At 64.3% G+C, this 22388-nt stretch carries 27 protein-coding genes, 1 other RNA gene and 1 pseudogene; 10 read left to right on the top strand and 19 right to left on the bottom strand.

Features of this window, described 5'->3' with window-relative positions; all coding sequences use genetic code 11:
* Positions 1–16: 16 nt before the first annotated feature.
* Together AC1DNG_RS11920 and AC1DNG_RS11915 are read left to right on the top strand one after the other, a co-directional pair.
* Entirely contained in the window at positions 17–361 is a 345-nt protein-coding gene (locus AC1DNG_RS11920; protein WP_476887417.1) for an SHOCT domain-containing protein, read from the top strand.
* Between the two features lie 562 nt (positions 362–923).
* Positions 924–1202: a hypothetical protein gene (locus AC1DNG_RS11915; RefSeq protein ID WP_476887416.1), complete on the top strand. Its 279-nt coding sequence runs from the start codon at positions 924–926 to the stop codon at positions 1200–1202.
* 588 nt (positions 1203–1790) lie between these two features.
* On the opposite strand, the gene AC1DNG_RS11910 is transcribed toward AC1DNG_RS11915, so the two are convergent.
* Together AC1DNG_RS11910 and AC1DNG_RS11905 are read right to left on the bottom strand one after the other, a co-directional pair.
* Positions 1791–2471 carry a hypothetical protein gene (locus tag AC1DNG_RS11910; protein WP_476887415.1) on the bottom strand — a complete coding sequence of 227 codons (681 nt, stop codon included), beginning with the start codon at positions 2469–2471 and terminating at the stop codon, positions 1791–1793.
* Positions 2472–2580: 109 nt separating this feature from the next.
* Positions 2581–3288: a glycosyltransferase gene (locus tag AC1DNG_RS11905; protein ID WP_476887430.1), complete on the bottom strand. Its 708-nt coding sequence runs from the start codon at positions 3286–3288 to the stop codon at positions 2581–2583.
* An 82-nt stretch (positions 3289–3370) separates the two neighbouring features.
* Here AC1DNG_RS11905 and AC1DNG_RS11900 point away from each other — a divergent pair, with 82 nt between their 5' ends.
* From AC1DNG_RS11900 to AC1DNG_RS11880, 5 genes and pseudogenes are all read left to right on the top strand, one after another.
* Positions 3371–3685 carry a hypothetical protein gene (locus AC1DNG_RS11900; protein WP_476887414.1) on the top strand — a complete coding sequence of 105 codons (315 nt, stop codon included), beginning with the start codon at positions 3371–3373 and terminating at the stop codon, positions 3683–3685.
* 40 nt (positions 3686–3725) lie between these two features.
* Positions 3726–3917: pseudogene (locus AC1DNG_RS11895) on the top strand (DUF7620 family protein); the annotation flags it as partial.
* Positions 3907–4269, top strand: a complete 363-nt coding sequence (locus AC1DNG_RS11890; RefSeq protein WP_476887413.1) for a putative phage holin — start codon at positions 3907–3909, stop codon at positions 4267–4269. The pseudogene AC1DNG_RS11895 and the gene AC1DNG_RS11890, both read left to right, overlap by 11 nt.
* Positions 4266–5177: a peptidoglycan recognition protein family protein gene (locus AC1DNG_RS11885; RefSeq protein WP_476887412.1), complete on the top strand. Its 912-nt coding sequence runs from the start codon at positions 4266–4268 to the stop codon at positions 5175–5177. Before AC1DNG_RS11890 ends, AC1DNG_RS11885 begins: the two co-directional genes overlap by 4 nt.
* Positions 5177–5485 (top strand): hypothetical protein, encoded by a 309-nt coding sequence (locus AC1DNG_RS11880; protein WP_476887411.1) that lies wholly within the window; start codon positions 5177–5179, stop codon positions 5483–5485. The genes AC1DNG_RS11885 and AC1DNG_RS11880 overlap by 1 nt, the downstream gene beginning before the upstream one ends.
* Positions 5486–5576: 91 nt before the next feature.
* Here AC1DNG_RS11880 and AC1DNG_RS11875 read toward each other — a convergent pair whose 3' ends face one another.
* Positions 5577–6455 (bottom strand): hypothetical protein, encoded by an 879-nt coding sequence (locus AC1DNG_RS11875; RefSeq protein ID WP_476887410.1) that lies wholly within the window; start codon positions 6453–6455, stop codon positions 5577–5579.
* Between the two features lie 128 nt (positions 6456–6583).
* Between AC1DNG_RS11875 and AC1DNG_RS11870 the strand changes: the two genes are divergently transcribed.
* The 3 genes from AC1DNG_RS11870 to AC1DNG_RS11860 all read left to right on the top strand — a co-directional run bounded on the left by AC1DNG_RS11870 (position 6584) and on the right by AC1DNG_RS11860 (position 8575).
* The gene (locus tag AC1DNG_RS11870) at positions 6584–6835 is read left to right on the top strand and encodes a hypothetical protein (protein ID WP_476887409.1); all 252 of its coding nucleotides are present in this window, start codon (positions 6584–6586) and stop codon (positions 6833–6835) included.
* A gap of 186 nt (positions 6836–7021) precedes the next feature.
* Positions 7022–7921: a hypothetical protein gene (locus AC1DNG_RS11865; protein WP_476887408.1), complete on the top strand. Its 900-nt coding sequence runs from the start codon at positions 7022–7024 to the stop codon at positions 7919–7921.
* Positions 7922–8326: 405 nt separating this feature from the next.
* Positions 8327–8575, top strand: a complete 249-nt coding sequence (locus tag AC1DNG_RS11860) for a hypothetical protein (RefSeq protein WP_476887407.1) — start codon at positions 8327–8329, stop codon at positions 8573–8575.
* Between the two features lie 6 nt (positions 8576–8581).
* Here the strand turns inward: AC1DNG_RS11860 and AC1DNG_RS11855 are convergent, their stop codons facing one another.
* The 16 genes from AC1DNG_RS11855 to AC1DNG_RS11780 all read right to left on the bottom strand — a co-directional run bounded on the left by AC1DNG_RS11855 (position 8582) and on the right by AC1DNG_RS11780 (position 22282).
* The gene (locus AC1DNG_RS11855; protein ID WP_476887406.1) at positions 8582–9823 is read right to left on the bottom strand and encodes a BNR repeat-containing protein; all 1242 of its coding nucleotides are present in this window, start codon (positions 9821–9823) and stop codon (positions 8582–8584) included.
* A 214-nt stretch (positions 9824–10037) separates the two neighbouring features.
* Complete coding sequence (locus AC1DNG_RS11850; RefSeq protein WP_476887405.1) at positions 10038–10319, bottom strand: DUF6221 family protein; 282 nt, start codon at positions 10317–10319, stop codon at positions 10038–10040.
* Positions 10320–10334: 15 nt separating this feature from the next.
* Entirely contained in the window at positions 10335–11486 is a 1152-nt protein-coding gene (locus AC1DNG_RS11845) for a tyrosine-type recombinase/integrase (RefSeq protein ID WP_476887404.1), read from the bottom strand.
* Between the two features lie 292 nt (positions 11487–11778).
* Positions 11779–12147, bottom strand: a transfer-messenger RNA (tmRNA) gene (gene ssrA, locus AC1DNG_RS11840).
* 111 nt (positions 12148–12258) lie between these two features.
* Positions 12259–12729, bottom strand: a complete 471-nt coding sequence (gene smpB, locus AC1DNG_RS11835; protein WP_026266743.1) for an SsrA-binding protein SmpB — start codon at positions 12727–12729, stop codon at positions 12259–12261.
* 116 nt (positions 12730–12845) lie between these two features.
* Entirely contained in the window at positions 12846–14249 is a 1404-nt protein-coding gene (locus AC1DNG_RS11830; RefSeq protein ID WP_243181320.1) for a M23 family metallopeptidase, read from the bottom strand.
* A 26-nt stretch (positions 14250–14275) separates the two neighbouring features.
* The gene (gene ftsX, locus AC1DNG_RS11825) at positions 14276–15190 is read right to left on the bottom strand and encodes a permease-like cell division protein FtsX (protein ID WP_028276034.1); all 915 of its coding nucleotides are present in this window, start codon (positions 15188–15190) and stop codon (positions 14276–14278) included.
* On the bottom strand, positions 15187–16008 hold the full coding sequence (ftsE, locus tag AC1DNG_RS11820) for a cell division ATP-binding protein FtsE (RefSeq protein ID WP_043435207.1): 822 nt from the start codon (positions 16006–16008) through the stop codon (positions 15187–15189). Before ftsE ends, ftsX begins: the two co-directional genes overlap by 4 nt.
* A gap of 193 nt (positions 16009–16201) precedes the next feature.
* Positions 16202–17317, bottom strand: a complete 1116-nt coding sequence (gene prfB / locus AC1DNG_RS11815; protein ID WP_028276033.1) for a peptide chain release factor 2 — start codon at positions 17315–17317, stop codon at positions 16202–16204.
* Between the two features lie 128 nt (positions 17318–17445).
* Entirely contained in the window at positions 17446–17859 is a 414-nt protein-coding gene (locus AC1DNG_RS11810) for a pilus assembly protein TadG-related protein (protein ID WP_476887403.1), read from the bottom strand.
* A 35-nt stretch (positions 17860–17894) separates the two neighbouring features.
* The gene (locus AC1DNG_RS11805) at positions 17895–18347 is read right to left on the bottom strand and encodes a hypothetical protein (RefSeq protein WP_476887402.1); all 453 of its coding nucleotides are present in this window, start codon (positions 18345–18347) and stop codon (positions 17895–17897) included.
* Complete coding sequence (locus tag AC1DNG_RS11800; protein WP_476887401.1) at positions 18328–18753, bottom strand: TadE family protein; 426 nt, start codon at positions 18751–18753, stop codon at positions 18328–18330. Before AC1DNG_RS11800 ends, AC1DNG_RS11805 begins: the two co-directional genes overlap by 20 nt.
* 3 nt (positions 18754–18756) lie before the next feature.
* On the bottom strand, positions 18757–19008 hold the full coding sequence (locus AC1DNG_RS11795; RefSeq protein ID WP_223916112.1) for a hypothetical protein: 252 nt from the start codon (positions 19006–19008) through the stop codon (positions 18757–18759).
* Between the two features lie 258 nt (positions 19009–19266).
* Complete coding sequence (locus AC1DNG_RS11790; protein WP_476887400.1) at positions 19267–20208, bottom strand: type II secretion system F family protein; 942 nt, start codon at positions 20206–20208, stop codon at positions 19267–19269.
* The gene (locus tag AC1DNG_RS11785; RefSeq protein ID WP_476887429.1) at positions 20205–21059 is read right to left on the bottom strand and encodes a type II secretion system F family protein; all 855 of its coding nucleotides are present in this window, start codon (positions 21057–21059) and stop codon (positions 20205–20207) included. The genes AC1DNG_RS11790 and AC1DNG_RS11785 overlap by 4 nt, the downstream gene beginning before the upstream one ends.
* Positions 21059–22282, bottom strand: coding sequence for a TadA family conjugal transfer-associated ATPase (locus AC1DNG_RS11780; protein ID WP_026266742.1), 1224 nt, complete (start codon positions 22280–22282; stop codon positions 21059–21061). Before AC1DNG_RS11780 ends, AC1DNG_RS11785 begins: the two co-directional genes overlap by 1 nt.
* Positions 22283–22388 lie beyond the last annotated feature (106 nt).

Raw genomic sequence — 22388 nt, 5'->3', positions numbered from 1 at the left:
TGAGAGGAAAAGAATTATGGGACTTCTTAGGGGTGTGGCACGGACGGCAGTCGTTGCCGGAACGGCTAGTGCAGTCAGCGGCCGGGTCCAGCGCCGCCAGGCCAATAAGTTTGCCGAGAAGGACGCCGCGACCGCGGCCAAGCAGCAGGAGGCCTACGATTCGCAGATGGCCCAGCAGGAACCACCGCCGCAGGCCTACCAGCAGCCGGTCTACCAGCAGCCACCACCCCCTCCCCCGGCTGCCGGCGGCATCTCAAACGAAGCCCTCGAGCAGCTCAAGCAACTCGGGGCGCTGAAGGAGCAAGGAATCCTCACCGAAGAGGAGTTTGCGGCCCAGAAGGCGAAGGTCCTCGGCACCTGACGTTGGGGTGTCGCGTACGGGAAGGGAAGTGCCTGACGGCGCTTCCCTTCCCCCTTAACGCACAAAACTCCCCGCCGACAGAAGCCGGCGGGGAGTTTCGTGAACCCAATACGGGGTGGAACGCCGTTGCCGGGCCCCTATGTGGAGATGGGGGAATTGAAAACCCGTCTAGACACTTTTCCTATCATCAGTTCGATCTCTAATCCGTGGAATCTAGCGGTTCTTTCCGGTCCTGCATCCCACCCTTCCGACCTGTGTTGGCGAGACCAACAGGTTATGAGCCCAAAAGAGCCCCATCCTCGCCTCAGGGGATGGGGCCCTATTGCTATGCCGCCCGGCGGAGTACAGCGAACCTCAGAGCGTCTAATTCAGCCCGCGTGAGCATCTTGAGGTAGGTGTCCAGGACGCTCGGCAGGACGCCCATGCTAGTGGCCACTGAGGCGCTTGACGGCTCTGAGCTAGCCACGTCCAGAAGGTCATCGAAGGCGATCATCCGGTGGCCGGCCCACCTGTTTGCCAGAACTTCCTGCTTGCCAGCTACGCCAACATGTCCGTAGTGCGCATGCCCAAGCTCATGCATGAGTGTGCACTCGACCTGTATGGGACCGAGGCCCGGCCTGCCGGGGTTCGGGCGAACACGCCCAACTCGCTGGCAAACGGCACCTTCCGCGGGCACATCATCACCGAAGCGCGTGCGGGGAAAATCACCGACTGCGCAGCGAACATCGTCACCGCTGGCGCGGCCGGCTCACTGGGCCGATTCGTCATCTACCGGATGGACGGGAAAGTCCTGGCACAGTCTGCCGACTTCGACGCGACCACAACCGGGCTAAATCACTGACGCTGCCGACCCCGGCGAGGTAGGCAAGAACGAGCAGGTCATTGTTGGCGTCCTACACACCGGCACTACAGGTGTCAGCGCCACTTACAACGGCGCCGGCCCCGTGCATGACTCCCGCATCGCGGTCAATACGGCGGCAAGCTACTTTTCCTCAGCGAGGTCAAGCTACGCCCTCTCAGGCTTGCCCGTGCCCGCAGTGGATCAGACGGTCGGCTTCGTTTCGGCTCCGGCTGGCAGCACCGTCGGTTCATCCGATTACGCAACTCTAGTCGCCGTGAAGATTGGCGACCCGATGGACTGGGACATTCCTCCCACAACCCCCGGATAGGAAGTAGGGGTGAGGGCAACGTAGGAGGGCCCGGCCAGGTGACGGGGCCTTCCAAGAATCCGGCTCTCAGGGGAGCATTATGCCGAGCACCTTTTCGGGCAGCGCCCGCTCAGCATCGTCCATCTCGGCGATCAGTTCCAACTCGGCCAAGGTCCACTCCGGCGTTCCGTCGCTCATAGTTTCCATGTGCCAACCATAACAACCGGGTGCCCCCGGCTATGCCAGGGGCACCCGTGCGCTGCGCTCCGGTGCAGCTCCGCCTACGTTTGACTGGAGAAAGCATCTACGATTCTTTGAAGCTCACCACTGTCGCGAAGGTGCCGGCCGGTAAGGTGACCGCAATCGAGGGGAATGGTGTTTGAATGCGGCGTGCGCTCGATATTAGAAGCGTGATGCTTGTCAACGGGATGCTGCGTCCCGAAGTACGTCATAAAGCGGGCGTCTGGAAAGTCATCCGCGAAGGAGTCACGCAGGTCTAGGTATTGCGGAGTCGTGGTTGTCTTCCAAATCCTCTCAACAGCCCACCCCCACCGGGGGTCTCGAAACCTCTTCCGCTTCTCATCATCAATGAAGGTCTGCGGCGACATCGCAACGACGTCCGTGGCGGCTCCAAGAATGCCAAGCATCAAGGCTCCGTATCCGCCCATTGACTGACCCATTGCAAGTACGGGCCGGTTGCCGGCGATCTGCCTAACCCTGGCGGCGGTCGTTGGTAGGTCCGTGGAGAAGCCGGCTACGCCAGCGTGATACCAAAGCCTCGACCGGTCGCTCAGGAACAGAACCGAAGCGGAAGTGTCCGCCAAGGTTCCGCGGAAAGTGAACGTCGGAGGACCGGCCTTCGCAAGCTTTTGCTCGTCAGTTTCAGGCCCAAAGTCGGCCATCGAAACGATCAGAACCTTGCCCTCGCGGTGTTCATAAATCCAGTCTTCGTTCGATTCCATGATTTGCATCCTCCCCCGCAGAGGCCAGATCGCCAAATATCCGGTGGGGCCCCGGACTTCCGCTCCGGGGCCACACCTATGCCGCCAAGGAGGCGCGCATGTTGTAGCTCTACGCCTCAACCAGCGTCTGATCTTCAATGAAAGGGACCGGCGCGGCACCCAGCGGTGTGCCCTTGATGATGTTGGCGACGTTCCCGCCGTGGACCCGAATACACCACATCGGATCCGTGGTTTCAACGTTCGCTGTCAGGTAGGTATTAGGCATCTCGTAGTGAGCCTTGTGGAAGATCATTTTAGCGTCCTTGGAGGCGGGCTCCAGGAAACCAACAAACGGGTTGCCCGGGTACTCGCGACCGAACCATTCTTCGGACGGCGTGTCATGCTCAACGCCATTGGGGAAGCACACCACGAAACCGTCCCCACGCTCCAGGGTTTCATCGGCATTTTCCTCCGCAACCCTGCGCATCTCCTCAACGAACGTAGGCGCGAGCGAATCGTCAGAGTCAAGGCGAGTCGTCAGCGCCAAATCGAAACCTGACGTGATCTCCTCGCGGATCTTGTTGATGCCGTCAGTCTGCGACCCGCAGCGGACAATCTGGCACCTGCCCATCTTGGTCAGCCAGTCAGCCTCATCCTGCGGCATGTCGTTATCCACGAACACGAACCAGTTGAAGTCCTGGTCCGACTGGGCCAGCACAAACGGGGCGCAGTACCGCTCGAACAAATCGCGGCGGACAGCAAGCCACCCCGGGTCATTGACGTCCTCGCGGGCGAATGAGGAGCGGACGTTGTAACGGGTCACGATGGAAAACGACATTTGATTCACCGCCAAAGCATAACAAACGCGTGGCCCCGGAGCGCGAGTCCGGGGCCATACCCATGCCGCCAAGGAGGCGCACATGAAAGACCCCATGATTGACGGCATCCCGGTTTACCTGGGCGTGTCGTCACCGATAGCGACGGCGCTCGCAATGCTGTATCTGATCTTCACCGGCCGACTCTACGTCCGGTCCGCCCACGAGGCCGTCGTCAGGGTCCTGGAGAACCAGATCGCGGCCCTCACCGTAGAGATGACCACCTGGCGGGACTCATCCCTCAGCAAGGACGAAACTATCCGGCTGCTGACCACCACGAACGCCGAGTTCGTGGAGTCCGCGAAGTTCCAGGACCACGTCATGTCGGCCCTGCAGTCCACCGCCGGGAGGGCCCCGTGAAGCTCTTCCGCCGAAAAATCGCTCTACCCGCCCCGTCAAGACCGACACGCTCGAATCCACCATGGACCTCGCGCAGGCCATAGACGCCCACAAACAGGCCCAACTGCAGGCGGCGCAGGCCGCCGAGGCCGTCGCCCGGCTACGGGCGAGCCGCATCCGCAACGGGTTCGCCCCCGTCATCGAAGAATCCATCATCCGGCGATACCTGGGGAGTCCATCACATGAAAGCTAACTACATCGGCTGCCTCGCGGGAGTCATCTGGTTCCTGATCCCGTTCGTCTACCTGGGCACCGCCCCCGACTGGCGGAAGACCCGGGTCGGCCGGGCCTTTATGTGGCTCGCCGGATCCACCGCGGCCCTCTTCGGCCTGCTGATAACCGCCGGGATCTTCGGAGACTACCCATTCAAGGAATGGGTTCGCGGCGGCGTCTTCCTCACCGTGCTCTACGCCGGAGTCCAACTAATCGTGCTATTCCTCCGGCTCCGCGTCGAAGGCGACCGCCTGCTCCGAGCCGACCTCGCCGCCGCCCTCGCCGAAGTCCAGGCCAACCAAGACGAAAAGGAACAGGAACCCCCGACGTGAAACTTTCAAACCTGGCCCGCGTGCTACGCGCCGCCGGCCTCACCGTAGTAGAAACCTCCGGATGGGCCAGCCGCGGCTACGCCGGGCAGGACCTGAAGGCAGTCCGCGGCGTGCTCTGGCACCACACCGCCACGAACCGGACCCGCTACGCGCTCGCCGACGCACCCACCCTGGCGATGTGCGTCGGCGGCCGGCCCGACCTGCCCGGCCCGCTCTGCAATATCGTGCTAGGCCGCAGCGGCACGGTGTACCTAGTCGCCGCCGGCGTCGCGAACCACGCAGGCGCAGGCAGCGCCGCCGGGATCCCGAAGGACATGGGCAACCACTACCTGATCGGGATCGAAATGGAGTCCTCAGGGATCGCCCCCTGGGACTGGACGGACGACCAGCTTCGTGTCGCGGCGCACCTGGGCGCGGCGCTCGAACGCGGCTACCTGCTCGGCCTCCCGGCCGACCAGCGACTGCAGCTCGGCCACATGGAGTATTCCAGCCAGGGCAAGATCGACCCCGCCGGCTGGCCCGGCGGAATGGCTGGCCTCCGGGCCTCCATCAATACCGCGCTGTCCGGATCGGCAGCACTCGCCCCGCAGGGCACCACCATCTCCGCCACCATCCCCGCACTCCAGGAAGAAGGCAACGATATGCCCCTCGTCATCACCCAGCCCAAAGGCGACCCCGGAATCTACATCGGGAACGGCCTCACGTACCGCCGCATCCCGGACGTCAAGACCCTGACGGACATCCAGAGCCTCGCCAAGTGGGGCGTTTACAACATCTTCAAGGATGGGCAGGTAATGGACTACCCGCTCGCCGCGCTAGGCAAGGATCTGGACAAGCAGGAAATCAGCGCAGTCCAGGCCGAGTCCATCTGCAAGCGCACCGCAGCACTCCTCGGCGGTGCCAAGTAATGGCCGACCACGCCGCCCCCATGGCGACGCAGGAGAAGAATCCGCGCTCCGCCGTCCTCCGGACCGTCCTCGCCGTCGCCCTCGCGGCGTTCCCGCTCCTGAACGGCGTCCTGGTCGCCATCCTCGAAGCGCTGAAACCCTTCGAGGCCTACGTCCCCGGCTGGGTCTACCTCGGCCTCAACGGGATCCCGCTGGCCGTGACCGTACTCGCGGCAGTCGTGACCAGAGTTCTCGCCGTCCCCGGCGTGAACGAGTGGCTGCGCAAGTACCGCGTGCTTCGCTGGTTCACCCCGCAGGACGGCGACTAGCACCCGCGTGGAGCGCCCCACCCTTAGAAGGGTGGGGCGCTTCCCTGCGTTAGTTCAGTACAGCAATCGCACGGCTGACGCAGACGTCGGCTCAGGTAGCGATCTTCTCCGGCACATCCGACTGTACGTACAAGAGCTCTCCAATATTGCAGTAGCCGGAGGTCAGTCTGATGTTGTGCCCGTAGAAGCCGCCGCCATTCTTCTTGTGGTCCTCCACAACATTCCGGTAGAAGGCAGGGAACTCGTCCTGGTACGCCGGAATGCTCTGCGTCGAGTCCAGCCTCGCGAAGAAGTCAGCCCTCTGCCCTGCTGTCCGGCCCCAATGCCTGCCCCTCCCGGAGTCGACCTGCCCTGCGGAGAGCGTGTAACCTCGACGGTCCTCCGCCCGCTGATCTGAGACAGCAGCATCCACGCTCCTGAGATGGAGCAGTCCAAGCGTCGGCTCATAGGAAAAGTCGTCGCGGACAGAGTGCAGGCCTGGGCCAAACTCTGAACGCTTCTTCCAGATGACGGGCTTCGTGTATGCGGACGTCAAGAAACCGTAAGCCCGCTGCAACTCGATGGGCTTGAGAGAGTTAAAGGGCTGCTCACGTGCGATGTGGTGCACTATCTCAAAGCCGATAGGTGCGGCAATTCCTTCAATCGCCCGAAGCTTTTCGAGCACTTCACTATCGCGTAGACCGAGTCCAACCAGCAGTTCATCACAATCAGTCGTCACCACGATCTCAAAGCACTGCAGCAGGATCTTGGCGAAACTCGTCAGTGCCATTGCCTTGAATTCATCATCGAACGGCACCGGTGGGATCTTTGTGAAGTTGACCTTCACCCCCCGGTCCACGATGAACTCGGAGAGCATGTCGCTGAGATCTGGCGTAGAGCCGTGGTCAAGGACAAAGAACTCGGCTTCTGGGCAGACACGGAGCCCGTTCTCAATCCAGGCTTTCATCATGAAGCTTTCGTCCCTAGCCATCGTGAGGAAGGCGATTGAAGCTTGGGGCGTGCGCTCGGGCCAAAACTCAATACGAGATTCTCGCAATCAAATACTCCCGCTCTTGTTGCGTCTGATCATAGACATGGGCTCGGACAAGCATAATTGGTTTGCCGAGCGCCTCGGCATCCGCCCAGACGGCCTACCCGTGGCGGGCGACCATCCGTACCGCCTTCGCGTTCCTGATCGGCCTCGCCGCGGCGTGGGCCCTGATCATCCAGACTCTCGGGCTGGGCCCCGACATCCCGTGGTTTGCGACGTCGATGGTCGCGGCCGCTGGCATCAACCGCGTCATGGCGCTGCCCGCCGTGGATGACCTGATCCGTCGCTTCACCCCACGACTGGCACCTCACAAGGCATGAGCCAATGGCCCCCATTCTCTTCGGAGGGTGGGGGCCTCTTTTACATGCCGGCCTATCGTGCCCAGGGCCCCGCCCCGCGGCTACTGCCGCTACGCTGGACTTCCAGATCCCGGCGAGTGACGGCGGGCACGGTAGAAAGTGAAGTTTCATATGGTTCTAGGCGGCCGGCACTGGTCACCCCCCTCTATGGATGCGGCCAACGAATACGACAGCTTCACGGCAGCCCATACGGTAGAGAAGCTTCGACGCCTGTACGCATGCGGGCCAGGTGAAGGTTCGCTGGCTTTCACCGAGGACGCGGCATCTGCTGCCCGTCGGATCACGGAAGCGATAAACAGCGGGACCCCTTTCAGCATGGTCCGCATGAGTGACGGCGAGGGCAACTGCCTCTTTGATTTCGACGGCTACCCGGCACTCAAGCACTACATTCTCGATCGCATCTCCTACATGCATTTCGGCGACGGCTCGGTCGTCCCGCAGAACGACGGAGAGTTTCTCCGCATGATGCTCGAGGCGATCGGCTCCTCCGATGTTCTCGGAGTTCCCGAACCAGGGGCCATAGCGCGAGGATACGCAACCCCGCCGGAGGAACTGGACGTTCGTGCAGTGGTAGGCAACCGAACGGCCGCCCTCAAGGTCGCTGCCAATGGGTGCCCCTACGACATCGCTTCGTGCTGGGTGAACCGCGAGCTCCTAGAGCATTACGAGGAGATCTTCGCGGGTCGAGAGTCTGTTGGCGTGATCAGCAGTCACCCGGAGCTCGGCACGCTAATGAAGCAGCGGTTCCGCATCGGCAATGTGGTCGAGCACGTGCTGCCCAAGCAGGCCGTTTTCCTGAAGGCCGCGGAGCGTAAGAATTCTCACCACTACCCGCACGTGTTCCAAAAGGTCGTTGACACTATCGAGCCGATCAAGCCGGGTATGCCCTACCTGGTGTCCGGCGGCCTCTTGGCAAAGTACTACTGCCACGTCATCAAGTCACGCGGAGGCGTCGCCATCGACACTGGGTCCGTCCCGGAAATCTGGCTGAACATCCCGAACCGCGGGCTGTCGCAGGACTACCTCGACCAGTGGAAATGGGTATAGGCCTCACTCTCACCTGAACAAAACGAAGCCCCCACCCTTCACCGGGTGGGGGCCATTCGTGCGTTGCTGCCGTGGCCCGCCCCCGACAAATGGTTGCCCCCGGGCCGCAGCATCCCTCCAACTTAGCAAGCAAACTTTGGGTTTTTCTGGGATCTTTTGACTTGAAAAGCAGGGCCACCCATGGTTAAACGGTTCCGGCGCGTCCCCCAATAGTGCCGGAACCAACGAACGCCCCCGCGTCCCTAACCTCCCCAGGTCTGGTGCGGGGGTGTTCTGCGTTCCAGCTACGATGGCCGCATGGCATCGTTCACTCTCGATGGGGAAACCCATGAGTACCTCCGGCGGGACCCTGGGCACCCTCCGGACGAGACGCGGTCGTAGGAGTACGGGCACTATCCAAAGGTCATGGCCAACGTGCCTTTGACTGGCGGCGGGACGGTGGACGTCTACGCCGAAGCCGAACGCTGGAATCCGTCCTATGTCCTCGTCGCTTGGACCGACGCCGGGGACCATAAGCACTGGGCGTGGATCCCCGCCGGGAACGTCCGCCGTGTCACTGACTCCGAATGGGACATCGATGAGTACCGCCACTGCCCTGAGAAGCTGCGCGCAATCAGGTGGGGCGACCGGCTCCCGGGATTTCTCCCAGCCTGATTTTTATTAGAAAGCGACGGGCGTCGGATTGGGTAGCACGATCTTTCCTGATGCGATCGCCGCCAGCGTGCTTGGATTGACGGTCATCGTGAGGACTCCGCCGTAGTTGCCGCCCGGCTGTTGGCGGCATGGCGCAATAAGAAGCCGCATCGTGTAGGAGCCGTTGACCATTGTCGCCGTGCTGGGTTGGCAGTTCGGTAGAGCCGACGGAAACACCTTCACCGGGGTCCCCATAGTTGGCGCTACCTGCCGGACAAAGGCGAAATCGGCGTCGTTGTTGACCGCGTAGACGTGCCCGTCGGGCGTCTCAACTAGCGCCGCGTGCCCGAACTTGTCGCTGCCGAGCACGGTGTAATCGAAAGTCGATCCGGTCTTTTTGTAGAGCCGCACCTCGCTGTCTGGCGCTGGGAAGCGGACAGCGGCATAAACGTTCCCGGCCGTGTCCACGCAAGAACCGGTGACAACCTGCCCCGCGCCACCCTTCAGCACTTTCACCGCGGAATTAGCGGGCGTCAGGGGTAATGTGACGGCCGTCCCTGTGCCATCACGCCAGGTTGCTCCGTTGTCGTCGCTATAGACGTAGCAGAGGTCGTGGTTGGACTCGAGGTCGGTGGTGTCCCGCCACGTCCACCACAAATGGAGGCGCCCGGTGCGTTCGTCGCGGGCAATCCGGGACGGGTAGGCCGACATGTCCTCGGGCCCGGACCAGTCGTGGCCCTTCAGTACCATGCCTACACGCGTCCATCTTTTTGTGGTCGTGGAGTAGGCGTTCAGCATAAGGTTGCCGTCAGACGACGTCCCGGACCTGTAGAAGAACAACAGATCCCCATTGCCGAGCTTCACGAACACCGGATACGTCACTTCGGTTTCGTCTGTCCCGACCATGCCGGGGGTTTCCCAGCCGGTGATTTCGTTGGCGACCGTGGAGCGCACATAGTTCAGCGGCACGCGATGGTGGTTACCCGAGATATGGATGTAGCCGGCCCCGTCAACCATGACCGCCAGGTAGTTGTGCCCATCCGCGGGGGCCGGGGCGTTGAGCGGGTTGCCGGGCAAAGTCCCGAGGTTGAAGGTCTCCCAGGTGGATTCCTCGTCCTTCATCCTGGCGACGTAGGGGTTCATGTCCGCGCCCCAGAACACGGCATAGGTCCAGTCGCCGGGGGCTCGGACAATGGAGCACTGGTTCGTTGCGGACGAATTTATGGGGACCAGGTCGGTCAGCCCGATGGGGAACTGGTCGAAGCGCATGATCGGCGAGTTTACCTTAGCCGACGGAGCGTAAGCTGTTTCCGCGGTTTTGGATGTGTGCGCGGCGCCGAGCGCGATAATGCCGGCGGCCGGCATTAGCAGTACGGAGCGGCGGGTGACTGGCCCGCCCCGCTGAGAGGGTGTAGTAGGCCGCATCATGACGAAACGCTAGTCGCCCAACCTTGGGTTTTTCTTGGGGGCCAAGCCAGAACTCCTATTGGCGCCATTCCGGCTGATAGTCGGGGTGGTCCATGTAGGGCTCGGCGATGATGAACAGGAACTTCTCCATGTAATCCTGGTCCCCCGCTGGTTCGTAGTCCCAGTCGATGCGGTTGAAGTGAGCGATGATCTTGCGCTTCACGGCGCACTCGAGGAGGACCCGTGTGGCGATGATGTTGGCCCAGCTCTCGGGATACGGTTCGTGCTCCAAGGAATCGAGCGACTCCGCTTCCTCCTCGGACAGCCGTGCTTCCAGAAACGGGATGATGGCCGTCATGCGCTCATACTGCCACTAGCCGAGCGCATCTGCAGCAGCGGCGTCGGACGCCTTAGCCAAGCGTGCGTACACGCGCAGCGTGGTCTGCGGATCCTCATGCCCCAGCCGCGCCTGCACCACATGGACCGGAACGCCGGCGTCCAGCAGGTGGGTTGTGTGTGCGTGCCGGATCTCGTGGATCCATGGCTTGCGGTCAAGCTCTTTGCCGACCAGCTCCCCCATGAGTGGCTGCCAGACTTCTTTGTGGAAGCGCGAGTTCTTGATGTAGTCGCCATCCGGGCGCTGGAACACGAAGTCGTCCAACTCGATCTCCTGCAGTCGATCGGCCAGGGCGGCGGAGAGACTCGCGTTGCAGGTGACGGTACGGTTGGCCTTCTTCGTCTTCGGAGGACCGATCTCTTCGCCCTTTCCATTCGACTTCCATGCCCGGCTGACGCGCACCGCGGCGCGCCCGTCCCTGATGGTGATGTCTCGCCGGCGAAGCGCTGTGGCCTCGGAGTAGCGGAGTCCGGTGCCGCCCAGGAACTTGATGAACAGCGAGTAGTGCGGGTCGATGCGCTCGGCGAGCATGACGAGATCTTCGGGCGACAGGTAGACGGGCTCGCGCGCCTCGTTGAGGTCAGCCTCGGCGACACTCTTGGCTGGGTTGCGGGTCATTGTCTCGGCGTCCATGGCTGTGACGAACGCGGCGGAGAGCAGCGCGTGGACGTTCTGCTTGGACTTGCGGGAGAGCGGGGCTCCTTTGGTCTGGTTGGCGCCCTGCAGCACCTTGAGCTGGTCAAGCCAGTCAATGACGGCGGCCTTGTTGACCTTGTCCACCGGCGTCCGCCCGAGCTCACTCGGAGCGATGTGGCCGGCCGCCATGTTCCGGTACTTCGCGATCGTCCCGGGCTGTGGCTTGCGCAGGAGGTCGATATGGCGCACGACGACTTCGTAGACGGTGGGCGCGGTGGAGTCCTTGCGGACTTTCGCTGTCGCTGCCAGTTTGTAGCTGTTCCCGTTTGCATCGAGGAACGCCTTGAGCTCGAGCGCTTTGTCGCGTGCTTCGCCGGGCCCGTAGTCCTTGTCAGAGAATGTGCGCGTCTTGAGGCCCGTCTCTGGATCCCGCCACGTGACTGTGTGAGACGCGCCGCCCTTTGTGAGCTCGCGCGTACGGATGCTAGCCACGAGCGGCCGCCATCCACGCTTTGTGCGCGGCATTGCTGGCCTTCTGCGCAGCCTTTATCTGTGTACGGTATCCGGCGACACTGACGGTCTTGTCTGGGTGGTCGATGAGGAATGCCAGCCAGTCGCGGGCGGCCCCGTAGCGCTCCCCCGCTAGTTCGATCTGTACCGTTTCTGTTCTCGTTCTCTTCCATGCCTGTCCCCTATCGGTGTCGTTTCTCGCCAACAAAAATCAGGCTTCTCGCCAACAGGTAAAAAGAAAGCCCCTAGATCACAAGGATCTAGGGGCTATCTTGGGTGGAGATGGGGGGAATTGAACCCCCGTCCGATGTCGTGTTGTCAGGGCTTCTCCGGGCGCAGTTTGCGTCGGAATTTCTCGGCCCCAGCCATGCTGCAAACAGCTGGCTGATCCGGGCCCAGTCATCTAAGAGTCCCGTTTACCCCGATGACGGAGGTAAACAGCAGTGGCTATCTAAATGACGCCAGGATCCGGGGCAATAGCAACCTCGGGCTGACGGACTGTCTTACTGCTTAGGCAGCGAGAGCGAAGTCAGTGCGTTTTGATTCGGCACTTATTGGTTTGCAGACAGCGTTTACGAGATAATTCTGCATCCTCGGCCCGCTTCACCTGTCGCGACTAACATCGTCGAAACCGATCATCCCCGTATTTTTTTATCAAACCCGGACCGGATACTTTCGGATCCTTCCCGGACTACCAATCATAACGCACCGCCTCCGGGAAACATTCCCGGGGACCGTGACAGCCTGCGGCGCGCTAGCGGCGGTTGCGTTCGCGCATGACGCGCTGGGCCTCGCGCTTGTCCTGCTGCTCGCGAAGCGTCTGGCGCTTGTCGTATTCCTTCTTGCCGCGGGCGACGCCGATTTCGACCTTCGCGCGGCCGTCCACGAAGTACAGCTGCAGCGGCACGATCGTGAAGCCCGACTCGCGGATTTTGTGCGAGATCTTCGTGAGCTCTTCGCGGTGCAGCAGCAGCTTGCGGCGGCGGCGTGCGGCGTGGTTCGTCCAGCTCCCCTGGTGATACTCGGGGATGTGGATGCCCTCCATCCACAGCTCGTCGTTGTAGAACGTGCAGAAGCCGTCCACCATCGAGGCATGGCCCTCGCGCAGGGACTTTACTTCCGTGCCCATCAGCGCGATGCCGGCCTCATAGGTGTCAAGGACGTGATAGTCGTGCCGGGCCTTGCGGTTGGTGGCCACTACCTTACGGCCACTTTCTTTGGGCACGGTAGGACTCCTCGGTTTGTTGGTGGTTCACTCCGGCCAGGTGGTGCGGAGTCTTTCCAGTTTACGGCAGTGCGCCCGCCTCAGCGGATGGCCCGGGCCGGACCGCCCGGGCCGGACTACAGCAGGTTCATCGGGTCCACGGCCCGGCCGTTGAGCCAGGTCTCGAAGTGCGAGTGGCAGCCGGTGGAGTTGCCGGTGGTGCCTGAATAGGCGATCAGCTGTCCCTGGTTGACGTGCTGGCCGACCGAGACCGCCACGGAAGTGTTGTGGTAGTAAATCGTGGTCAGCGAGTTGCCCTGGACCACCCCGTGGGAGATCTTCACGTTGTTGCCGCCGCCGTCGTTGGCCCAGCCGGCCGAGAAGACGGTGCCGGCAGCCGCGGCGTAGACGGGCGTGCCGCAGGCGGCACCGAAATCGATGCCGGTGTGCATGTAGCCGCCCTGGCCGTAGAAGTCGATGGTGCCCGGCGGCGTCGCCCGCCAGCCGAACCCGGAGGTGATCGGAATATTGCCGGGGAACGGGTGCTGCAGCCCGAAGGCCGACGGCGAGCCCTGGGCCGGCGGGACATACGGCTGGACCGCCTGTCCCTGCGCCCGGGCGGCGGCCGCCGCGGCCTCGGCAATGCGCCGCTGCTCGGCCAGCCAGGCCTCACGCAGCTTCCGGTCGCGTTCGGCGATCTCGGCGGCGACGGCGTCCTGCTGGGCCTTGACCTGGGCGAGCTGGTTCTGGATGCCGGGCTTGGCGGCCTGGAGTTGGGCGTCGAGCCGGGTGGTGTCGGCGATCAGCTTGTCCACGGCGGCCTTCTTGGCTGCGGCCTCGTCCCGGGCGGCCTTTTCCCGGGCCAGTGCGGCGTCGGCTTTGGCCTTGAGGTCGGTGATTTCAGCCTCGACGGCGGCCAGCCGGGCCTGCGCGTTGACGTTGGTGGCGCTCTGTTGGGTGAGTTTGTCCATCGCGGAGTTCTGGCTGCGCAGGGCCTGGTCCGCGAGGTCGATGGTGTCCGTCAGGCTGCTGCCCTGGTTCGAGCCGAAGAACAGGGACAGGTTGGACGGGACGCCGCCGGACTTGTAGGCCTGCGTGGCGATCTGCCCGATCAGTTTCCGGGTGTCCGCGATCTTCTGTTTGTCGGCTTCCAGCTGCTGCGTGATTTTTGCCTTGTTCTGCTGCGCCAGGTCTACACGCGCCGCGAGGGCCTGCACTTCCTGGACCGCTCCGGCCACCCGGCCCTGGGCGTCCGTGAGCGCCTGCTGGGCGCCGGGGAGCTGGCCCTGGTACAGGACCAGGTCTGCCGCGGCCTGGGCGATCTTGCCGTCCACGAATTCGAGGGAGTGCTGGACCCGGGCCGCCTCCTCGCGCAGCGCGGCCTGCTGGTCCTCAAGGTCGTCGGCGAATGCCGCCGGACTCGAGGCCCCCATGGTCCCGGCCAGGACCAGCGCCAGGGTGGCGCTGATCATCCGGCTGCGGCGCCCCACCAGGCGGAGCCGGAGGGATTGCCGGAGGGGGCGGCGGGCCATCGGTGTCATAAGCATTCCCTTTTCGTTGCGCAAAGCTAGACCCGCAAGTACCGGCGGAGGGTCAGCAGGGAGGAAATTCCGGCCAGGACAACGCCCAGGCCAATCAGGGCAGGTACCAGGATCAGGGTCTGCCCGGGCGAGATAAACGCGGTGTCCGGATACTGCTTGGACAGGACGCCTTCGAGGAAGAAGCGGGCCACGGCCCACAGGGTGCCGGAGGCCAGGGCGGCACCGATCACCGCGGCGATCACGCCTTCGAGGATGAACGGGAGCTGGATGACCATCTTGGACGCGCCCACCAGGCGCATGATGCCTGTTTCCCGGCGGCGGCTGAACGCGGAGAGCCGGATGGTGGTTGCGATCAGGAGGATGGCGCAGATGATCATGACGCCGGCAATGCTCACGGCCACCAGGGACGCGGCGTTCATGGCCGAGAACAGCCGCTCCAGCAGCTGCCGCTGGTCGATCACGGTCTCCACCCCGGCCTGGGATGAAAAGGTCTCGCTGATGATCTCGTATTTCTCCGGGTCCTTCATGTTGATCCGGAAGGACGCCGGCAGCTGGTCCGGGGTCACGGAGTCAACGATCGGGGAATTGGAGAACTGTTCCTTGAAGTGCTTGTAGGCGTCGTCCTTGGACTCGTACTGGAAGTCGTTGACGTACTGCGCCACCGCGGGCGATTTCAGCAGCGTGCGCAGGTTGTCCTCCTGCTCCGGCGTCGCCGGACCGGTGGCGCAGCCGGGCGCCGTCGAACCGTCACTGCAGAGGAAGATGGCCACTTGGACTTTGTCGTACCAGTAGCCCTTCATCTGGTTGATCTGCAGCTGCAGCATGCCGGCGGCGCCGACGAAGGTCAGCGACACGAAGGTCACCAGGATCACGGAGATCACCATGGACAGGTTGCGGCGCAGGCCGCTGCCGATCTCGCCCAGGACGAATGCAAGCCTCACGCCTGGCCCTCCCCTGCGGTGCGGAACTCGGCGCGGGCTTCGGCGCGCGAGCCGGCCCGGGGCGGGATAACTTGCGGCTGTTCGTCCCGTCCGCTGGCGTCGCGCAGGCGGCGCGACTGGCCCACGACGGGAATCATGGAGGTGTAGAGGGCCTTGGCCTCGTCGCGGATCACAACCCCGTTCTTCAGTTCCACCACCCGTTTGCGCATTTCGTTGACGATGTCGTCATCGTGCGTGGCCATCACCACGGTGGTGCCGTTCTGGTTGATCTTGTCCAGCACGCCCATGATGCCCATCGAGGTGGTGGGGTCCAGGTTTCCGGTCGGCTCGTCGGCCAGCAGGATGCCGGGGCGGTTCACGACGGCGCGGGCGATCGCCACGCGCTGCTGCTCGCCGCCGGAGAGTTCGTGCGGGAGACGGTTTTCTTTGCCTTCCAGCCCGACGGTCTTCAGGACCTCGGGGACGGTGTCGCGGATGACGCTGCGGCTCTTGCCGATGACCTGCATGGCGAAGGCGACGTTGGCGAAGACGGTCTTCTGCGGCAGCAGGCGGAAGTCCTGGAAGACGACGCCGATTCCGCGGCGCAGGCGCGGCACGCGCCAGCTGGAGATGTTTGCGACGTTCTGGCCGGCCACGTAGACGGCGCCGGAGGAGGCGCGGTCCTCTTTGAGGACCAGGCGCAGGAAGGTCGATTTGCCGGAGCCGGAGGCGCCGACGAGGAAGGCGAATTCGCCACGGTCGATCTCAAGGTTGATCGAATCCAGCGCCGGCCGCGCCTTCTGGTCATAGACCTTGGTGACATTTTCGAAACGGATCATGGCCCTTAGTACCCTGCAGGACATGGCCGCGAGGGCCCGGTTCTGCTGCCGGCGCAAGGGCTTTCGTTTGGGGGAAGTAGAGCTCCGGCCCCTCGACTATACGCACGGGTAACGGCGGAACCGCCGGAACGGCGGGGCGTGTCGCGCGATTGTCAGGGACCTCCCAGTGGAGGTGCCCGGCCGGGCGCCGGGCCTACTTCTCGGCGTTGCGGTTGTCCGTCCGCCAGCGGATGCCGGCGTCGATGAAGTCGTCGATTTCGCCGTCGAACACGGCCGAGGTGTTGCCGACCTCGTGCTCGGTGCGGAGGTCCTTGACCATCTGGTACGGGTTCAGGACGTAGGAGCGCATCTGGTCGCCCCATGAGGCTTTGACGTCGCCGGCGAACGCCTTCTTCTCGGCGTCCTCCTGTTCCTTCTTCAGCAGCAGGAGCCGGGACTGCAGCACCCGGAGGGCGGCGGCGCGGTTCTGCAGCTGCGATTTTTCGTTCTGCATCGACACCACGGTGCCGGTGGGGATGTGGGTCAGGCGCACCGCGGAGTCGGTGGTGTTGACCGACTGGCCGCCGGGGCCGGAGGAGCGGAAGACGTCCACGCGGATCTCGTTGTCCGGGATGTCGATGGAGTCCGTCTGCTCGATCAGCGGGATCACTTCCACGGCCGCGAACGAGGTCTGGCGGCGGCCCTGGTTGTCGAACGGGCTGATCCGGACCAAGCGGTGGGTGCCGGCCTCGACGCTGAGCGTGCCGAAGGCGTACGGCGCCTTGACCTCGAAGGTGGCGGACTTCAGCCCGGCTTCTTCGGCATAGGAGGTATCCATGATGGTGGTCGGGTAACCGTGGCGTTCGGCCCAGCGCAGGTACATGCGCAGCAGCATTTCTGCAAAGTCCGCCGCGTCCACGCCACCGGCGCCAGCGCGGATGGTCACCACGGCTTCGCGCTCGTCGAACTCGCCGGAGAGCAGGGTGACGACTTCAAGGTCGGCCAGCGCCTTGCGGACCGATTCGAGTTCCGCGGCGGCCTCGCCCATGGAGTCGGCGTCGTCCTCGTCCTGGCCGAGTTCCACGAGTACCTCGAGGTCGTCGATCCTGGCCACGAGCTTGTTGAGCCGCTCAAGCTCGGTCTGCTTGTGCGAGAGCTTCGAGGTGATGACCTGCGCCGCGGCGGGGTCGTCCCACAGATTGGGTTCACCGGCCCGCTCGCTGAGCTCGGCGATGTCTTCCTTGAGCGCCTCGACGTTCGAGACGTTCTCGATGGACGTGTAGGTGGCCCGCAGCGCGCGGATTTCAGCGGGAAAATCAATGTTTGCCATGGTTTTTTAAGCCTACGCTATGTGTCCTAGCCCCCCTGACCCTGCCGGATGCCCTATCACTTTGGGTTGCCTGACGGCCTGGTTGGCAGCATCTACTGACAGGGCAACCGGAGTGGCGGGCCAGCAGCTCACCGGCTGAGGCGGGAGCGGGCCGTGGACGTCGCCTCGATCCGGATGCCGTCCGGCACCAGGAAGTTCACCACCGGCGGGTGGACGGCTGCACTCAGGACGACGACGGCGGTGGCGCCGTCCGGGCTGCCCGTCGCCGGCGCCACGCTTAGGGCGCTGAAGCGGTCGAACGCGCCGTTGCGGCCCAGATAGTCGACGGCGGCGCTGCGAACCCTCGCCCCGCTGAGGACGGCGGACGGTGTGCCGCCGGAGTTGCCCAGCTGGCCGAGGGTGAAACTGTCCGCGGCGGCCACCGAGGCACCGTCCGCGGCGGAGAGCAGCTTCTTGTGTTCCAGGTAAACGCTGGAGGCCGCCATCACGACGGTGGCGACCAGCAGGGCAATCAGCACGAAGCCGATGCTCAGCACCAGCACCTGCCCCTCCTGCGGGCGGGGTCCGGGCCGGCCCCTCACCGGAACCTGCCTACCAGCTGGGTTGCCGACGCGCTGAGCTGGCTCGCATTCAGATGCAGTGCGTCGCTGAACGGCACAAACGGCAGGGGCACGGTGAGGCGGACGGTGACTGTCACCGCCGAGCCGGGAGCCAGACAATCGGCAGGTTCGCAACGGGTGTCGACGGTGGCGTTTCCCGCCGGCTGGCCGTAATCGGCGAGCGCCAGTAGCACGGCTTGCTCTGCCGCTGCCCGGCCGCTTGCTGCGTCCGGCTGGGCAACGTAGACCTTGGCGGCCTGGTCGGCGGCGCCAACGACTGCGAACGAGCCGCCCTGGATCTGGCCCACGGTGATGATGAAGTACACCAGCGGCACCATCAGCAGCGCGGACAGGAAGACGAACTCGACCACGGCACTCCCCTGTTCCGGTGAGGCGCCGTGCTCCGGCCATTCAACGCTGGATGGCCGCATGGCCCTTCACCTCCAAGAACGCCCGGGGACCGATGAAGCCGATGACCGGCAGGGGTGCCCGGACGGTCACCTCGAGTGTGCGGATGCCCTGGAACGTCGATTCGCTTGTCCCCACGTCCCGCGCGAAATCCGCGTTGAGCGCCGCCGTGATCAGCTGGACAGTCCGTTCCTTGGCGTCCCCGTCGTTGCGGTCGCCCAACGTGCCGTATCTGGCGCCCGAGGCGGCGGCGTCGATCAGCGTATTCCGGACGTGAAGTAGCAGGGTGAGCTGGACGATCTCGAGGAAGAGCAAGGTGAGCAACGCACCGATCAGCACGAAGTCCACCACTGCAGCGCCCCGCTCTACGCCTTTGCGGTTTTCCCCGCTTTCGATCTGGCGCCCGGTCCCCCCGCCCTGGGCTGCCATTGCCTACTGTCCGACCTTGTCCATGGCCTGGTTGAAGAGTCCCTCAAGCGCGGGACCGGCGAGCGCGAGCAGGGCGGCCACGAGGACTGCCGACATGAGGGTGATCATGACCCAGCCGGGGACGTCCCCGCGTTGGGGATGGGCGGTTCCCACCCCAGAGTGGTCCCCCGCCCGCGCTTGCGAGGGAGCAGACCACCAGGTCAACATGCTGAGCGCGCAGGCCGCCAATGCCGCCCGGGTTCCGAAGTTCTTCACCGTGTCCTCTTTCCTGGTTCTCTGGTTTTCTGTTTTCTGGTTTTCTGTTTTCCGGAGTCCTGTTTTTGGATCTGATGGTTCGTGACGTATCGCCGGCAGATCGTGCACCGTGTGCCCCAGGCCGGCCGGCCAGCTGCAGGGCGTCCTTCGTATCCTGTTCCCTCCTCGTATGACTTTTCTTGAGTCCTGCCCGGGCCGGCCGGTGGGCAGCCGCCGGCTGTCCGTCGTCGTCGTTCGTCGTCGTCGTTCGCCAGGTTCCTATAGTCCGAGACTGATGGCGGCCAGACCGGGGAACACGGCGAAGATGACCGTGAGCGGAAGGACACCAAAGACAAGCGGCACCATCATGCCGATTTCCTTCTTGCCGGCGGACTCCATGAGCTCCCTCTTGGCTGTGTCCCGGACATCCTGTGCCTGCGCCCGGAGGACGTCGGCGAGGGGTGTTCCACGTTCGACGGCCACGATCATCCCGTCCACGAAACGGAGCAACGGCCCTTGATCCGTCCTGGAAGAGAACTCGTGGAGGGCTTCCACGAGGGGCTTGCCGGACCGGGTCTCGGCGAGGACACGGCCGAATTCCTGCGAGAGCTCACCCCGCGCGCTGCGGCAGACCCTGTCCAGGGCACCGGTGGCACTTTCGCCGGCGCTGACGGCCAGGGCCATGAGTTCGGCGATGCTCGGAAACTCCGCCATCATCCGAGCCTCCCGTTTCTTGATGTGCGCGCCCAACAGATAGTCCCGGAGCAGGAACCCGCCGACGGCGCTGCCCACGACGGCCACGACGGCGACGAACGGGCTGAAGCGGCCGATCGAGCCGGCGAGCGCCACAACGCCGACGGCGAGGACGAAGCCGCCGGCCGCCCAGAGGAGTTGCTCAGCCCGGAAGTCCACGGCTGTTTTGGCGCTGCCGGCGCGGGCGAGCCTGCGGTTTAACGCCGTCGCGCCAAGGTTGATCCGGCCCAGGGACCTGGCACCGTCCCGGAACGCCGGGCGGAGGATCCGTTCGAGCGGCCCAAACGGTGTGACATTCCGCGGGGCGGTGCGCAAAAGCCGGGATTCGAGGCTGTGGGTTCTCAGCTGCGGTTCGATACGTTCGACGAACGTCGTTGGGCGCATGAAGGGGAGCCGGACGAGGAACAGCCACAGGCCCGCCCCGAGCACGGCCCCGCACACCGTGGCGCCGGCCATCAGGCCGGTCACCGGAGGACCCGCTGCTCTTCCGGCAGCGCCCCGATACGCAGCATGATGGCATAGGACAGCAGGGAGACGGCAAGGCCGCCCAAAAGGACGGCAGCGCCGAGCGGGGTGTTGTACGCCATCACAGCCTCAGGACGGCTGGCCAGCAACACCAGGACAATCCAGGGCGCAGCGACGGCCAGGCGTGCGGCGTTGACGGTCCAGGATTGCCTTGCCTCCAGCTCACTCCGGGTCCTGGCACTTTCCCGCAGGAACTCCGCGAGGGTGCCCAGCAGCCTCCCGAGGTCCGAACCGCCCACCTCCCGAGTGAGCCGGAGGGCCTCGACGATCCGGTCCGCCACGGGATCGGCCAGACGGTCCTTGAGCCGGGTGAGTGAGGGATCGAATTGGCCTCCCGACCGGTAGTCGGAGCCAAAGTCCACAAACACGTGGCGAAGCTCCACGGGGCCCTTGTCGCCCAGCTGGATAAGGGCCTCCGGCAGCGACAGGCCGGCCCTGATGGCTGAGCGCAAATGGTCAACGACGTCGGGCCAGAGCTGGCGGAGGACAGCCGTGCGCTTTCTGGCACGCCACCGGACCATCGCCATCGGCAGCCAGCCGCCGAACAGGCCAAAACATGCCGAGATCGGCCAAGACCCGGTAACTGCGAAGAACGCGAGCGTTGCGAAGGCCCCGAGTCCAAGGCACGAGGCGAGCAGCCCTGCCGCGCTGACCTTTTCGATGCCCGCCGACCGCAGGAGGTCCTCAAGCCGGCTGGTCCGGGGCCTGCGCCGCACGCTCTCAGGCGTCTCCCATGCGGACCACCAGATCAGCAGGAGGCCGGCGCCGCCCACCATCCCGACCAGCGGCGCCATCACCGCTGCTCCAGCAGCGCCGCGACGTCGTACCCGGAGCGGGCAAACTTTTCCGCGGCGGGCATGGAGTTGGCCTTGGGCAGAAGCTGCCCGTCCGACATCGTGAACACCATGGATGACTCGATGATCCCGTTTTCCACCCGGCGGCCCAGGGACAGGATCTCGGTGACCTGTCGGCGCCCGCTGGCGTGCCTGCTGCAATGGACCACCAGATCGATGCAGGACGCGACGGTGGGCACTACGAACGCGCTGGAGATGTTGTCGCCGGCGAGCAGCGGCAGCGTGCAGATTTTTGTCACGGCATCATGGGCGGAGTTCGCATGCACGGTGCACATCCCGGGAAGCCCGGAATTCAAAGCGATGAGCATGTCCAGGCTTTCGGCCTCCCGGACTTCCCCGACCACCAGCCGGTCCGGCCGCATGCGCAGGGCCTCCTTGACCAGGCGGCGCAGCGGAATCTCCCCCTGCCCCTCCAGGTTCGGCTGACGGCACTGAAGGCCGACGACGTCGCGGAGCGGCAGCTGCAGTTCAAAGATTTCCTCCACAGTGATGACCCGTTCGCGGGTGCCGATGCTGGCGGCGAGGCAGTTGAGCATGGTGGTTTTGCCCGCCTGCGTGGCCCCCGAGACCAGGATGTTGAGGCCGCTGGCGACGGCCGCGCCGAGGAACCTGGCCGCCTGCGGGGTGAGCGTTCCCAGCTCCACCAGGTGCTCGAGCCGGCTGGCTTTGACGACGAACTTGCGGATGTTGATGGCCCAGTGACGCCGGGTGACGTCCGGGATCACGACGTGCAGCCTGGAGCCGTCCGGGAGCGCCGCATCCACGAACGGCGAGGACATGTCCAGGCGCCGGCCCGAGCTCTTCAGCATCCGTTCCACAAGGTCCCGGACCTGCTGGTCCGTCAGCGAAACGGAGGTCAGTTCCGATTCGCCGTTGCGCGCCACATAGATTTCATTCGGCGCGTTGAGCCAGATTTCCTCGATGCCCGGATCGTCCAGGAGCGGCTGGAGCGCACCAAAGCCCGCCACAGCGTCGAAGACGAATCTCCGGGCCGACTCCAACGGGCCCAGCGGGGGCAGCGGCGCCAGGAGGGCCCGTTCGTCGTAGTCGCTGACAGCCGCCTCGACCAGGCGCCGGACTTCGCCGGACTCCCGCAGGGGGTCAAGGCCCCGCCGGCGGATCAGCTCACGGACCTCATCCTCAACGATGCGTACAGCCTCCACCTGGACCCCCATATGACTGCCGCCCCTGTGCCGGCGCGATGGGGTTAAAACTAAGGGCGGGCAACCGGCCCGGCAAGGGGTGCCGTGGGTGCATGTGGATAACCGC

This window comes from Arthrobacter sp. 01T425 (genome assembly GCF_056398725.1).
The sequence above is the reverse complement of the archived record's forward strand: the minus strand, read 5'-3'. Positions and strand labels throughout refer to the sequence as shown.